The organism is uncultured Microscilla sp. (genome assembly GCF_947493425.1).
GTDB lineage: Bacteria > Bacteroidota > Bacteroidia > Cytophagales > Microscillaceae > Microscilla.
Genome location: NZ_CANLRP010000048.1, coordinates 16,520 through 29,867 on the forward strand (window position 1 = coordinate 16,520; position 13,348 = coordinate 29,867).

At 40.2% G+C, this 13,348-nt stretch carries 13 protein-coding genes; 9 read left to right on the forward strand and 4 right to left on the reverse strand.

The genetic code is table 11. From position 1 onward, the window contains the following. Window positions 1-55 precede the first annotated feature (55 nt). Window positions 56-1,384, forward strand: coding sequence for a Fe-S cluster assembly protein SufD (gene sufD, locus Q0954_RS14275; RefSeq protein ID WP_299457944.1), 1,329 nt, complete (start codon window positions 56-58; stop codon window positions 1,382-1,384). 76 nt (window positions 1,385-1,460) lie between these two features. Here the strand turns inward: sufD and Q0954_RS14280 are convergent, their stop codons facing one another. After that, a complete protein-coding gene (locus Q0954_RS14280; RefSeq protein ID WP_299457946.1) occupies window positions 1,461-2,681 on the reverse strand; it encodes a leucine-rich repeat domain-containing protein in 1,221 nt (406 codons plus the stop codon). A 181-nt stretch (window positions 2,682-2,862) separates the two neighbouring features. Between Q0954_RS14280 and Q0954_RS14285 the strand changes: the two genes are divergently transcribed. Together Q0954_RS14285 and Q0954_RS14290 are read left to right on the forward strand one after the other, a co-directional pair. Next, window positions 2,863-3,312 carry a DMT family transporter gene (locus Q0954_RS14285; protein WP_002698321.1) on the forward strand — a complete coding sequence of 150 codons (450 nt, stop codon included), beginning with the start codon at window positions 2,863-2,865 and terminating at the stop codon, window positions 3,310-3,312. Between the two features lie 32 nt (window positions 3,313-3,344). Further along, on the forward strand, window positions 3,345-4,088 hold the full coding sequence (locus tag Q0954_RS14290; RefSeq protein ID WP_299457948.1) for a GNAT family N-acetyltransferase: 744 nt from the start codon (window positions 3,345-3,347) through the stop codon (window positions 4,086-4,088). 87 nt (window positions 4,089-4,175) lie between these two features. Here the strand turns inward: Q0954_RS14290 and Q0954_RS14295 are convergent, their stop codons facing one another. Further along, on the reverse strand, window positions 4,176-5,114 hold the full coding sequence (locus Q0954_RS14295) for a leucine-rich repeat domain-containing protein (RefSeq protein ID WP_299457950.1): 939 nt from the start codon (window positions 5,112-5,114) through the stop codon (window positions 4,176-4,178). A gap of 54 nt (window positions 5,115-5,168) precedes the next feature. Here Q0954_RS14295 and Q0954_RS14300 point away from each other — a divergent pair, with 54 nt between their 5' ends. Then, the gene (locus tag Q0954_RS14300) at window positions 5,169-5,381 is read left to right on the forward strand and encodes a hypothetical protein (RefSeq protein WP_299457952.1); all 213 of its coding nucleotides are present in this window, start codon (window positions 5,169-5,171) and stop codon (window positions 5,379-5,381) included. 133 nt (window positions 5,382-5,514) lie between these two features. Further along, window positions 5,515-5,829, forward strand: a complete 315-nt coding sequence (locus tag Q0954_RS14305; protein ID WP_299457954.1) for a hypothetical protein — start codon at window positions 5,515-5,517, stop codon at window positions 5,827-5,829. A 62-nt stretch (window positions 5,830-5,891) separates the two neighbouring features. Here the strand turns inward: Q0954_RS14305 and Q0954_RS14310 are convergent, their stop codons facing one another. Next, on the reverse strand, window positions 5,892-8,177 hold the full coding sequence (locus tag Q0954_RS14310) for a TonB-dependent receptor (protein ID WP_299457956.1): 2,286 nt from the start codon (window positions 8,175-8,177) through the stop codon (window positions 5,892-5,894). Between the two features lie 76 nt (window positions 8,178-8,253). Next, a complete protein-coding gene (locus Q0954_RS14315) occupies window positions 8,254-8,637 on the reverse strand; it encodes a hypothetical protein (RefSeq protein ID WP_299457958.1) in 384 nt (127 codons plus the stop codon). A gap of 1,163 nt (window positions 8,638-9,800) precedes the next feature. On the opposite strand from Q0954_RS14315, the gene Q0954_RS14320 reads away from it, so the two are divergent. From Q0954_RS14320 to Q0954_RS14335, 4 genes are all read left to right on the forward strand, one after another. Beyond that, the gene (locus Q0954_RS14320) at window positions 9,801-11,351 is read left to right on the forward strand and encodes a GTP-binding protein (RefSeq protein ID WP_299457961.1); all 1,551 of its coding nucleotides are present in this window, start codon (window positions 9,801-9,803) and stop codon (window positions 11,349-11,351) included. Between the two features lie 456 nt (window positions 11,352-11,807). Beyond that, entirely contained in the window at window positions 11,808-12,569 is a 762-nt protein-coding gene (locus Q0954_RS14325) for a leucine-rich repeat domain-containing protein (protein ID WP_299457963.1), read from the forward strand. Further along, window positions 12,550-12,948, forward strand: coding sequence for a hypothetical protein (locus tag Q0954_RS14330; RefSeq protein WP_299457966.1), 399 nt, complete (start codon window positions 12,550-12,552; stop codon window positions 12,946-12,948). Before Q0954_RS14325 ends, Q0954_RS14330 begins: the two co-directional genes overlap by 20 nt. Before the next feature lie 43 nt (window positions 12,949-12,991). Beyond that, window positions 12,992-13,321, forward strand: a complete 330-nt coding sequence (locus Q0954_RS14335; protein ID WP_299457969.1) for a hypothetical protein — start codon at window positions 12,992-12,994, stop codon at window positions 13,319-13,321. Window positions 13,322-13,348 lie beyond the last annotated feature (27 nt).

Consider the following 13,348-nt stretch of genomic DNA (forward strand, 5'->3'; position numbering starts at 1 on the left):
CCCTCAGCCAAAGGGGTGGCATTGTCTCTAATTTTGACTTAGAATTTTAACAAACATGAGTACTATAGATAAATTAAATCTAAAATCTACTTTGCTTGAGCAGTTCAAAACTTTTGAGAATACGCTCAACGGCAAAAGCCAAAAACCTATACACAAAATCCGTCAACAGGCAATTCAATCGTTTGATGGGTTGGGTTTTCCTACTACCAAACACGAAGAATGGAAGTATACCAACCTTGGCAAGGTACTCAAAGAAGCGTATGCATTTGGGCAAACATCTCCTTTGCAAAAGGCAGATATTGAGCAATTTTTCTTGCCTAATATGCCCAAAGCCAACAACATCGTTTTTGTAAACGGGGTGTATCAGCCTGCACTTTCTCAGATTGTATCTTCGGAAGATGTGTTGGTAGTAAAAAACCTGGAAGAAGCCTACGATACCCATACAGCACTGGTTGAGCCTCATTTTGCCCAACTTGCCAACAGTGAAGAAGAAGCTTTGATTGCTCTCAATACTGCTTTTGTTCAAGATGGTGTGTTTATTCATGTACCTGCCAATAAGGTAGTAGAAGAGCCTACGGTGTTGTACTTTATCAATGATGCCCGCAACGAAAATGTAGGTGTACAGCCTCGCTCATTGATTGTGATAGAAAAAGGTGCACAAGCCACTTTTGTAGACAAAACTGATACTATAGGCGGCCAGGCAAGCTTTAGTAATGCTGTAATGGAAGTAGTAGTAGAGCCCAACGCTCGAATGACTCATTATAAAGTACAGAACGATCAGCCTAATGCATCGTATGTGGGCACTACTCAGGTAAAGCAAGCATCTGATAGCTACTATGCCAATACTACCATATCGCTCAATGGTGGGGTCATTCGTAACAACTTGAACATAGCCTTGGATGGTTCTAATGTAGAGTCGAACATGTTTGGCTTGTATATGCTTACGGGTAATACACACGTAGACAACCACAGTGTGGCCGATCACCTTAAGCCTCATTCGCTTAGTAATGAGTTGTACAAAGGGGTGCTGGATGGAAAGAGTACGGGGGTATTTAACGGTAAAATTTTTGTGCGACAGGATGCGCAAAAAACCAACGCTTACCAGCAAAACCGTAATATATTGTTGTCTGATAACTCTTCTATCAATACCAAACCTCAGCTTGAGATTTGGGCAGATGATGTGAAGTGTTCGCACGGGGCTACTACCGGAAACCTCGACGAAGAAGCATTGTTTTACTTACGCTCGCGTGGTATTGCAACAAATGAAGCCCGCGCTTTGTTAATTCACGCTTTTGGTAATGAAATAGTAGATAAAATTGAGCTTGAACCTTTACGTATATACCTCGAAAACCTTGTAATGGAGCGTTTAGAAGTACAATTTTAAGCTTTAAATATATAAAATTATATACTACGGCAAGATTTGGAGTAACGCTCTGAATCTTGCCGTTTTTTTGTCCCCTTTAAGTCAAGCCTTGAATATTTACCTGAGGGATTGTGGCAAACGCTTGTCGGATATGCTCTTTTTCCTTTTCAGGGAAATCATTGTTTGCCAGTTTCAATACTTTGAGCTTGTTGAGTTGTGCCAATCCTTCTGGTAACTTTTGCAAACAGTTTTGTTCAAGGGCAAGGTATTCAAGACTCTCTAATTCGCCCATTTCTATCGGTAAATGGGTTAGGCCGTTGTTGTTGAGCGATAACTTTTTGAGGTGTTGTAATTGTGTAATCTCAGTAGGAAGTGCTTTTATATAATTGCCCTGTAGCTCTAATACCTCTAGCTGAGTAAGTTGGCTGATGCCTTCAGGCAGACTATTTACGTGATTATGGGCAAGGTTTAATTGTTTGAGTTGATATAGCTCCAACAGCTCCTCCGGAAAAATATCTAACTGATTGGCAGATAAATCGAGCATGCGCAAGTTGCGTAGTTGGGCTATTTCGGGTGGTACATTTTCCAGGTTAGTTTTAGACAAATATAATTGCTCTAATTTTTGCAATTGAGCAATTTCGGGAGGGAGTACGTTGATCCAGTTTTCACTAAATTTAAGTTTTTTAAGTTGAGCAATTAGGGTAAGTTCTATGGGGAATTGCTCAAACTCGTTCCACCGTAAGTTCAAGTAAGTTAAACAAGGTAATTCGCTGATTTCTTTAGGTAGTTTATCGAGCTTGTTTTCGTTTAAATATAACTGTTCTAACTTTAACAACCCTAATACTTCTAAGGGAAACTCCTCGAACTCGTTCCACCCCAAATGCAACGTTTTTAGCCTGTGTAGATGTACTATGTCAAACGACAGGCTGCTCAGGTAGTTTTCGCTCAAGTTGAGGGTATTTAAGTGTCTTAGTTCAATCAATACTGGCGGAAACTCATCTATTTCGTTAAAGGCCAGGTTGATGCTTGTCAGGTTTTTGAGGCGACTTATTTCGGATGGTAATTCGGTAAGCTCAGTATTGTTTAGGTCTAAATGCTGTAGGCGGGCAAAAGGGGCTATCAAGTGATTGCGTAAGCAATGTAAAATAATGTTGCCTGAGCTATTCAGCAGAATATTTTGAAGCGAAGCTGGAATACCTTGTCCTTTCATTAGCTCGCAGGCTAAGCCAATGTTTATTTCATTGTTGGTATGTAAAAGTTGCTGTATTTTGGCAATATATTCTGCCAGATTCAATGTAGGGGGTAATTTATTAATCATACCCTGGAGATTGTTGAAAATAACATATTTTATAAATTAGTTTAGTTATAGTTTTAACGTACAATTTAACCCTTTTGGTAGAAAAAACCTAACGAGTATCTTTTCCCTTTTTGTTCAAAAAAATTACCTGCTCTCAACAAATGTACATGCAAAGCCCCTCCCTCTCTCCTACCTTTGCACTATGAATCAATTTATATTATCAACACTGGCATTTACTGGTGGGGTTTTTCTTGCCGTTCAAGGCGGACTTAATGCCCAACTAAGCGTATTGCTCAAACATCCTTTGTTGGGAGCATTGGTGGCATTTTTTGGGAGCGCTGTATTTGCCTTGCTATTTGTAACGCTGGGCGTGCGTACTATACCCACCTGGCACCAAATCAGAGAGGTGCCCTATTATTTATGGTTTGCGGGTGGGCTGTTTAGTTTGCTGGGCATTAGCTTATACTACTATACTATTCCACGTTTGGGTGTGTCTACTATGATCTCGCTGGGCTTAAGCGGACAACTGGCATTTGCCGTAATTGCGGGGCATTTTGGCTGGTTTGGCTTGCCCCAAGAACCCATCAACCTACAACGTTTGCTGGGTGTATTGGCAATGGTAACGGGTATTGTATTGATTAACTGGAAATAGTTCTTATAAAATTCACTAAAAAACACAAAAACATGAACACCACAACATTGAATCTTACTAAAGCAAATTTTAACAACTTAACTGCTTATTGGGCAGAAACCAGCAAACTGTATGATATGTATTTTGCGGGAGAGTCTTTTAGCTATTGTGTAAACCCTGACGCCTTGTGGCCTAATCGAGTGTGGATGCACCAACCTTTGAGCCCCAAACTTTTGCAAGAGGTAAAAGAAAAGATACAAGGTTTGCCTCAACCAATGGTAGTGCCGTATGTACACCAACCCAACGACAACGCTGACGAGATTTTTGCGGCTCAAGGGTTTAAGGTAGCTTTTGAGCAAATAGGCATGTCGCTCAAACTGGGCAATACTTACCCACACCAGCAAAATCGTGTAACGCTGAAGAAAGTCCTGCAAGTCAATGAAGCAACTCTTTGGTCTAAGCTGTTTGAACAAGCCTTTGGCTACCATATTTCACCCAAGTTTGTAGTTAATCACCCCAAAGATGCTCAATTCTTTATCGTATATAACCCAATCAACGAACCCGCAGGCACGGCTATGCTTTATCGCACTCAAAACATAGCGGGCATACACATGATAGGCATTACGCCTAATATGCGTCGCCAAGGGTACGCCGAAGCCATTATGCACGAGGTACTGCACCTTGCCACTACCCAACAGCTTGAGTATGCTACCTTGCAAGCCTCGGCAATAGGCAAAGGCCTTTACTTTAAGTTGGGTTTCGAAGAAGACTTTGTGATGAAGAGTTATGTTTTGTAATTGCAGGGGTTTGTTTATCAGGTTAACTTTTAAATGCTGAATTTGTCGGAAATCACTCTATACCCTTGCCAACAGAAAGCAACAAGCTTAAGTCCATTCACCTATAATTTGCCATTTTTGTCGTAACTCCATAGGCATATAGTTTAGGTCTAGCGCACTCGCTTTCTTGTTTGCCAAATCTACTACTTTGAGGGTTTTGCCAAGCACCTGAGGGTCAATATTCAGCCTTTGAACCTGTTGAGTATCTACATACAAATACTCAAACTTATTATCTCCTTTGTTTTCAATGTAGCTGGTCAGTCCTGAGTCAATCGCCTTGAGGGGGTTATGGTAAATACTGACTTCGGTTAAACTGGTAGGGAGTTGCTCAATACATGACAAATAATTATCGCCTACATTGAGCTTTTTGAGGTTTTGAAGGTGGGCAAGCCCTGGCAATGTATGCAATTGGTTAGAAAAGACCTCTAAATGAGTGAGCGCTTGTAAACATTCTAGGGTGTGGGGTAATCGGACAAGGCAGTTGAAACCCAGCTGCAAATAGGTAAGCTGGGTAAGATTGCCTATAGTGTCAGGGAGTTGCTCCAGGCGGTTGTCAAACAAGTTTAAGCTTGTTAAATTTATAAGTTTGCCTATAGTGTCAGGCAAGTCAATTAATTGATTTTTGGCAAGTAATAACTGGTTCAACTGGGTAAGTTCTCCCAATGCTGTGGGCACCTCTACCAGCAGGTTATTATTGATGTACAAGCGTTTCAAGTTGGTTAAACCTCTGATTGACTCAGGAATACGACTAATTTGGTTATTATTCAACTGAAGTACTTCGAGATGAGGCAAAGCGCACAGCTTGTCTATGTTGGTAATTTGATTATTATTGAGATAAAGTACTTGCAAGTTTTTTAATGTCGCAATCCAGGCAGGTATTCGTTCAATCTGGTTATCGCTTAGGTTAAGGTTGGTAATGTTGGGTGTTTGCCGTATTTCTTCAGGAAACTCCCTTAAACCCTGGTGACGGTAGCTCAATAAATTCATGAATACTTTTTTACCCAAAAATCCTGTATATTTATCAACAAAACAAACATTGCCATGCAAGAATTTGACACCATAGAAGAAGCCTTTAGATGGTTTCTTGAAAACGTATTTCCTGAGTTACCTACCACATCTAAAGTAAAACTGCGAGATGTAAAGTTTTCTTATTATAGTGAAGATAGAAAGGTATCAGAGAAAAGAATGAAGCGGGTTTTAAGCGAATATGGCGAGTTTAAAACTGTATACCAATTCACAAAGAAGGAAGAATAAACATTGTCTATTATTTTCATAAACAACATAAACTAACTATATTTACTTTGTATTTCAAGTGAAATATAGCCCAAGAGGTCAAAGATTTGGAGATCTACCTCAAGGGCTTTTTGTAACAAAAAATTATTACAGTATGCAAAGTAATGAAAATTATTTGGCTCAGAAAAACACCGCCCAAGAGAAAGCCCAAACCTATATGCTTGCCGCGGAAATATGGTGTTTACAACAAAACATTCGTGAAACCCTGGAAATGATCAAGTTCGATGCAGACGATTTGCTAGAGATGTATCCTTACCAACTGGGCATTAAGTGTACTATTACGGTAAGTCAATTGTATCCAAGCTTACGTCTATTACGCAACAAAATAGACAATTTGATACCTGATGTACAAGCATGTACATACCTGACTAAAAACGCGGAACAAAATCGAAGCATTGAAGTTGAATAAACAAAGAAAGCCCTTGTACTAATTGTGATAGTACAAGGGCTTTTGCTCAGCACAGAAGTCTACTAAAAAAAGAGCTTCACCCCTACTTTGGCAAAAAATGGGGTGCCTGGGGTAAAATGAATTTCAGATACAGGGTTGGTTTCGTTGCGTAAACGTGACTCTGTATCAAACTGGGCTTCGTTCCAGGCTTGGTCTAACAGGTTTTGCGCCGAAAAACTCACCTCAAACCGTTTGCGGGTATAATTTAGGCTGGCGTCTAATAAGAAAAACCCTTGGGCAATCACACTGTTGTCTTCGTTGGCAGTCCGGTCGTCCATCCAACGATAACGCAAACTACCGCTCCAACCCGCTTTGGTTTTAAAAGTCAAACCTCCTATACTGGTAAAAGAAGGCGCGAGCGGAATCAGGTTTTCGCCTTCGGGCGCTTGGGTGCTACGTGCATGCGCCCAGCTTACGTTGGCATCGGCATATAGCCAGGGGGTAATTTGGTAACGTAAAGCAAAGTCTACCCCCAGACGACGTGTTTCGCCGCTGGGCTCTACTATGCCCTCATCACCTACATATACAAACTCTTGCTCAAGGTCGAGCCACCAACCCGCTACCGAAAGGTACATCTGGGCAAAGGGTTTCAGGTTTACCCCAACATCGGCACCCAAGGCTCTGGGCAAGGTCTGAGTAGCCTGTTGTGCCACTACCACCCTCGCATCGTTTGAGTGAAAACCATAACCCGACTTGGCAAACAACTCTACCAATGGGTTCAATGTATAGCTCAAGCTTAGTTTAGGGCTTACAATGGTTTGCGCTTGGTTTTGTCGTTGATAGTTATTGCTGAGCGCGTCTACATACTCAAAGTCAAAGTGGTCTACCCGTACCCCAAGATTTGCCCTAAGGCGGGGAGTCAACTGCAGGGTTTCGTTTACAAACGCAAAAACATTGGTTTCATACACATTGCCCAACGAGATTGGATTAAGGGTCGTACGTCGCCCCAAGGTACGCGAAAGTTCATTATCTAACACATTGTCGCGGCGAATGCCACCCCCCAAGTGGCTAAATAAAGTAGTGCCACCAAAATTACTCTCTAGGTGGTAGTTGGTTTGGTAACCAAAGATGTTACGGTTTTCTTTCTGGCGAATCTGATCGCCATTCACCGGATCGTTCAAAAAGAAGGTAAAGTTAGAATACAGCTCAAAGTTGTAATTGATCAAATATACTTGATTGTCCCAAACAGCCCCATTGTTCATCATTTGCCTAAGCTTTACTGACACTTGGGTACGGCTGGTTTCGCCCCCTTCGGTATCATCTATTGCGCCCCAGCGCGAAATCAACCCTTGATCAATGGCTCGTTGAGGAATTTGTCCGGAGGCATCCCACTGACTACTAAAAGTAGACGCTTGTACAGTCAGTACTTTGTTGTCGCTCAAATAATGGTGATACTTTGCCAGTAAATTCAAACGACCAAAGTTTTGTGGGCTATCAAAATAACCTCTCATACCCATATATTCGGCGGCAAGGTAAGCACTTTGACGGTTTTCTCTTTTCTGTTTTTTACTCAACAAATCAAACATACCTACTACCCTATAAGTATCAAATTGCCCTGCTTCCAGCAAAATGCTGCTCTGCTCTAGCGCGTCTTTGGTCTGAAAAGCCACAAAGCCTGCCGTGGCAAAGTTACCTTTATCGGCGTTGTACATTCCTTTCTGAAAGTCTACCTTTTCTACCGTTTCCGGAATAACAAAGTGCAAGTCTGAGTAACCCTGCCCATGTGCGTGCGACACCATATTTACTGGCAGGCCGTCTACCGACAAGTGAATGTCGGTGCCGTGGTCAATGTCAAAGCCACGCAAAAATATTTGTTCTGCTTTGCCGCCTCCAGCGTGTTGGGCGATAAAAAGCCCAGGCACAATGCGCAATATGTCTTGTGAGGACTGGGTGGGGCGTAACAAAATATCGACATTGCTCAGTGGGTTGAGCGTTTCGCTTCCTATGATCTTTGGAGTCGATACCATTATTTCTGACAACATAAGATTGCTGGAAACCAACAAAGTAGTCAGTTTTACACTTTCATTGTCTCTTATTGTTAAACTTATTTGCTGGGTTTGGTACCCAATATAAGAAAACCTCAATGTGTATTGTCCTGCCTTTAAGTGGTCGAATTGGTATTTGCCAAAAGCATCGGTGGCAACTCCTTGGTTGGTTTCCACTAATAACACACTGGCTCCTGCCAATGGTAAATGATCGTTAACGCTTTGCACCACTCCTTGTATAGAGCCTTGATGAGCTGCAAATGAGCTGCTTATACCTGTTACCAATAATAGTACACAGGTAAAAATATTTTTTAAAAAAGACATAATAATATCTTTACTACAATTTTTAAGTGAAAAAAATTAAGTGGTAAGACTGGTTAAACAACTGATAAACAAAACATTAGACTTGAGGTGGAGGAGAAGCAGGCACAATTGTAACTGAAACATTGCTTGCTTGATAAAAAGACAGAGAAAAGGTGTACAAGGATTGTTTTAAACAAAAAAATAACCCTGGTTTAGTAAAGTATTTGCCTGTAGGCGCAACTACAGATGGTTGATGAGTATGCAAGTGCGTAGGTGGTGCCACCAATACAAACAACTCTTTGATGTGATCGTGCCCATGGTGATCTTCTGTGGTATGAGTGTGGGAATGATGATGCGCACCATGAGAGTGATGTGCATCAAGATGGTGTAACCAATAATGCCCTACTTCTAGCACTACTGCTCCCAGTAACAGAAGTAGATATATATAATAAGGGGCGATATATTTTTTGTAGAATGACACAATCAATGATGCGGCTTCAAATATAGAGGTTATTCAACAGTTTTTACCTGCTGTTTTTTATAAATAAACAGTAGCAAGTAATTAGGTAAAAGCTGCAACAGGCAGTAATTCACTTATTATCAAACAATTACACCTAGTAATGGAGGGTACCTAATTATAATTTAGTGCTTGTATTTTAAATGTATTGCTAAAAAAGTATTAGGTTGAATGTACTTAAATTTAATAGCCAATATTACTTCATTGACTGCTTAGGAATGGTGTAAAAATAAATTTCTATAGTAACGCTAAAATATTTTGTTGCTAGACGCGGTAAAAAATCGGCTAATAGCATCGCTATTCGGCTATTTTTTAACAAAGTATAGCCTCAAAAGATGAGGTTAAGAATGTAAATTTATTTTGGTACCATTCCTTAGGCTTGTTGTGGGCAAGCTGTAGTAGTAAAAGGGGGATGATGTTTTTGCTTGAGTAGCCCCCTACACTTTTATCTAAAAACCTTGTATCTTTATCCGAAAAACAAAGAGTATGTTTAAAAATTAGTTTTCTTGTTTATTGTCAATGGTGAAACAGAGCTCCGAATCAAGTTCGGTTTACAACTCCGAACTTGATTCGGAGAATTTAGAAACTCGCTTACGCTCAGTTATAATCAGGGTTAAAAAAGTGTCCCCGAACTTGTATTCGGGGCTATAGCTATTCTCACGGCTGGCGCACGCGTCCCGCGTGTGTACATCAAGATCAAGTAACTTTAAAAGTGGCTTATTTTAAACTTAATACATTGTTTATCAGCAACTTAACTCTTCAACTAAAAAGTTAAGTAGATGCTAATGCGAACTTGTATTCGGGGCTATGGCTATTAGCTTTGCCGAGCTCGGCACAGCATAGCTACAGCCATCGGTTCCCTTAAAAATACGCCTCGCCAGCACAAAAACCGAAGCCCAAAGGGCGAGTCTCTAAATTCTCCGAATGCAGCCCTTGCCTACATTCATTAAATGTCGGAGTTATAAGCAAAGTAGCTTTGCTGCGCAAGGAAAGCTTGTCCTGTAAGGATCGAGTGACTGAAGCTTTCAAGTCTCTTGCAGAAGACTTAAAAGAGCTTTTGAATAGTGGTGTTTTATCACAGATTGCGTCTCACTACCGTTAAAAATACCCTACTAAAAATAATGGATATGAAACCTTTGAATGAACGTTTTCTAAGCGCTTTTGATAGATTCAAGCTTTTTGCTTGTTTATTGTTTTGTGTAATGGCTCAAATATCGGTTGGGTATGGGCAATATTACAAAAAGTTTGCTTCATTAGAAGATGCCCTCGCTACCCAAACTAAATCTTCTCGTCGTATAAAAGCCATGGTATTATATAGTGATAATGTAATAAATTTGTCTCCACGAATAAGCGAGCTTAAATACTTAAGAGGCCTTATAATAAGGTGTAAAAACCTAAAGACATTACCAAAGAATTTTGGAGAGCTTAACCTGTCTTTTTTGAGGATAGAAGCAGATAGCCTTATTGCTTTGCCTAAAAGCATAAGTAAAATTAAGAATTTATCTTACCTTGTGTTAAATGTAAATAGTTTAACGAGATTACCAAAAGGGATAGGCAAACTTCAAAAGTTGCAAAGGCTAGAAATAAGGTCTAATAACCTTCGTGCCTTGCCTAAAAGTATAGGCAAACTTCAAAAATTAGACACACTGAGGTTACAAGCCCATGGTCTTCGTACTTTGCCCCAAAGCATAGGCAAGCTTCAAAATTTAAAAAAACTCATCTTAAGAGCAGATGCTTTGAAAAAATTACCCCAAAAAAGCATAGGCAAACTCCTAAATTTAGAGCAGCTGGTATTACAGGTAAACAGGTTAACCACTTTACCCAAAAGCCTGAGCCAACTCCCCAAGCTAAAAAAAATGACATTAATAGCACATCACCTGCGTACTTTGCCTAAAAGCATTGGCAACTTTCCTGAGTTGGAAATGTTAGAGTTAGAGGTAAATAATTTGGTAGCATTGACCCCAGGCATAGGGCAGTTTAAACGGCTAAAGTATTTAAAAATTGTCAATGGACAGTTTGCTACCCTTCCCCAAAGCATAGGAGACTTGCCGAACCTCGAAATGTTATTTTTGTTGAATGTGCCACTCACCACCTTGCCCGTGGGCATTGGCAACCTAAAAAAGCTGAGAACACTTCAAGTATTGAAAAGTAAATTAACTACTTTGCCTGAAGCTATTGGCAACTTGAAAAACCTAAGAGAACTGTTGTTTCGGTACAGGTACAACCCAAGTGGCGAGTCGCTGAGGTATCGTTGGGGAGGTAGAAATGGCCAGCTAACCAGGCTTCCTGAGAGCATTGGAAATCTTCAAAATCTTGTTCTCTTGAATTTGTCTCACAATCAATTGACACGGCTTCCTGAAAGCATTGGCAACCTTCAGAATCTCGGTAATTTAAATTTATCGCACAATCGCTTGATACGGTTTCCTGAAAGTTTAAGTAAATTAAGTGGTTTAGGTGCTTTGAACGCAAATCATAACCAACTGACAAGTTTACCAAAATCAATTGGAGCGCTTAAGGGGCTGGTGTATTTACAACTGCGCTACAATCAATTAAAGGCATTGCCCAAAAGTTTTTACAAACTTGATTTGATGAACTTATTCATTGCCCATAATAAGTTTTCGCAGGAGGAACTAAAAGCCATTAAGGAACGGGCTTCTCCTGGGGCAACCGATTTTTAAATGTATCTACACAAAGGGTGCATGCCTCATGTGAAATTTTGTTGTCACGCTTTACTCTTTTTCGAGAGCAGCAACTAAAGTGAAAATATATGGTGAACAATAAGTTTTATAACCAGCAATGGTATTTGCGTCTAGCCAAGGTGCCTGAAGCCTGGCAGCTATTGAATGGGGGTAACAGCATTGATTAAGACTTCAAAGAATTAGGGAAACATTTCTTTACACATTGACTACCCAAAGATTGATAAATTTTAGCCAAAAAATGACCAAATTTACCCTCCCTATGAAAACTTTACCGCCGATCATCAATGGTTCACAAAATAAATGAGTAACTTTTGTAAAATTACATGACTGGTTTCTCACAACACTAATATACCACCAATAAAAGTAAAAGTAGTGGTGTTTTATCACAGATTGCGTCTCACTACTGTTAAAAATACCCTACTAAAAATAATGGATATGAAACCTTTGAATGAACGTTTTCTAAGCGCTTTTGATAGATTCAAGCTTTTTGCTGGAGTGTTGTTGTGTTTTTCGTGGCAAGCCTCCGCAGGGCAGGCCAAGGCCTTTTTTTCCTGGCAAGATGCCCTGGCTCATTCTTCTTCGGGGCTCAAAAGCATGATATTGAGAAACGATTCATTGACTGTTTTATCTTCACGCATTGCAGAGTTTAAAAGCCTAAAACGCCTTACGATTGAGTATAAGCAACTCAAGAAATTACCTGAGGAGATTGGCGAGCTTGAAAATTTAGAGATTTTAACATTATCAGGGAGTAAACTTACCTCTCTTCCCAAGAGCATAGGCAAGCTTAAAAAATTGAAAGATTTGACGATACGCAGAGGTAAACTTACCTCTCTTCCCAAGGAAATAGGTCAGCTTACAAGTTTAATGGAACTGGATTTAGGTATTAATCAACTGATGAAGCTACCCAAGGAGATAGGGAAACTAACAAAGTTAATTTACTTGGAACTGCATGGCAATCGGCTGGTGGAGTTACCCCAAGAGATAGGTGATTTGGAGAAGCTAACATTATTGTATTTAGTGGGTAATAAGCTTGAATGTTTGCCCAAGAGCATAGGAAACCTAAAAAACTTAAGAGTATTGTATTTGGGGTATAACAGCCTAAATAGCTTGCCTAATGAAATTCAACAATTGACTAAACTTAAGGCGGTTGTATTTAGAAAACAACCTGTTAACTGCTTTGCATACTGGTATTGGTAAGTTAAGGAAGTTGGAAAAGTTTGACCTGAAAAATAATCATTTGAAAGAACTGCCTAACGAAATAGGTCAGCTGAGCAATTTGCAGGAGTTTAATCTAAAGAATAATCGTTTGAAAAAGTTGCCTAACAAAATAGGCCAACTGAGCAAGTTACAAAAGTTTAACCTAAAGAATAATCGTTTGAGAAGGCTTCCTGAAGAAATAGGCCAGCTTAGCAGTTTGCGAGAGTTTGACCTGGAGAATAACCGTTTGAGAAACCTCCCCGAAGAAATAGGCCAACTGAGCAACTTACAAAAATTGTATTTAGAGCATAACCACTTTTCCAAAGCCAGGCAGCGAAAGATTAGACGGTGGTTGCCCAAATGTGGGATTTCCTTTTAAGTAGTAGCGATACAAATGATTCAACACATAAACACATCACAATATGCCTTTGAACCGACATTATGCCCAACACTGGCACCTCAAAATTATCCAGGCAGAAGAAGCTTGGACACTTTTGAATGGTGGAAACAATATTGATTTGAACAATGGCAACCCCAACGACATTAGGCACGGCGACCCAAGTATCGTTGTGGGAGTGATTGATTCAGGGGTACAAACCAGAGGGGGAGTGATAGAACACCAAGGGCTCAAAGGCAATGTGTCGGATGGACAGGCAAAAGGGAGGTTATTTGTAGATGATGGAATTATAGCTGCGAATGCTCCAACCAACGTTTTTCCAAGCCTAGCCTGGGTAAATATTGACCAAAAGTGATTGATTTACCCGTATTGGAAACAAAAA

What these genes read in the sequence shown, in the direction of transcription:
- Q0954_RS14295 (WP_299457950.1), bottom strand. Translation starts at nt 5,114, where the DNA reads ATGAATTTATTGAGCTACCGTCACCAGGGTTTAAGGGAGTTTCCTGAA.
- Q0954_RS14280 (WP_299457946.1), bottom strand. Translation starts at nt 2,681, where the DNA reads ATGATTAATAAATTACCCCCTACATTGAATCTGGCAGAATATATTGCC.
- Q0954_RS14310 (WP_299457956.1), bottom strand. Translation starts at nt 8,177, where the DNA reads ATGTCTTTTTTAAAAAATATTTTTACCTGTGTACTATTATTGGTAACA.
- Q0954_RS14320 (WP_299457961.1), top strand. Translation starts at nt 9,801, where the DNA reads ATGAAACCTTTGAATGAACGTTTTCTAAGCGCTTTTGATAGATTCAAG.
- Q0954_RS14305 (WP_299457954.1), top strand. Translation starts at nt 5,515, where the DNA reads ATGCAAAGTAATGAAAATTATTTGGCTCAGAAAAACACCGCCCAAGAG.
- Q0954_RS14290 (WP_299457948.1), top strand. Translation starts at nt 3,345, where the DNA reads ATGAACACCACAACATTGAATCTTACTAAAGCAAATTTTAACAACTTA.
- Q0954_RS14335 (WP_299457969.1), top strand. Translation starts at nt 12,992, where the DNA reads ATGCCTTTGAACCGACATTATGCCCAACACTGGCACCTCAAAATTATC.
- sufD (WP_299457944.1), top strand. Translation starts at nt 56, where the DNA reads ATGAGTACTATAGATAAATTAAATCTAAAATCTACTTTGCTTGAGCAG.
- Q0954_RS14285 (WP_002698321.1), top strand. Translation starts at nt 2,863, where the DNA reads ATGAATCAATTTATATTATCAACACTGGCATTTACTGGTGGGGTTTTT.
- Q0954_RS14325 (WP_299457963.1), top strand. Translation starts at nt 11,808, where the DNA reads ATGAAACCTTTGAATGAACGTTTTCTAAGCGCTTTTGATAGATTCAAG.
- Q0954_RS14300 (WP_299457952.1), top strand. Translation starts at nt 5,169, where the DNA reads ATGCAAGAATTTGACACCATAGAAGAAGCCTTTAGATGGTTTCTTGAA.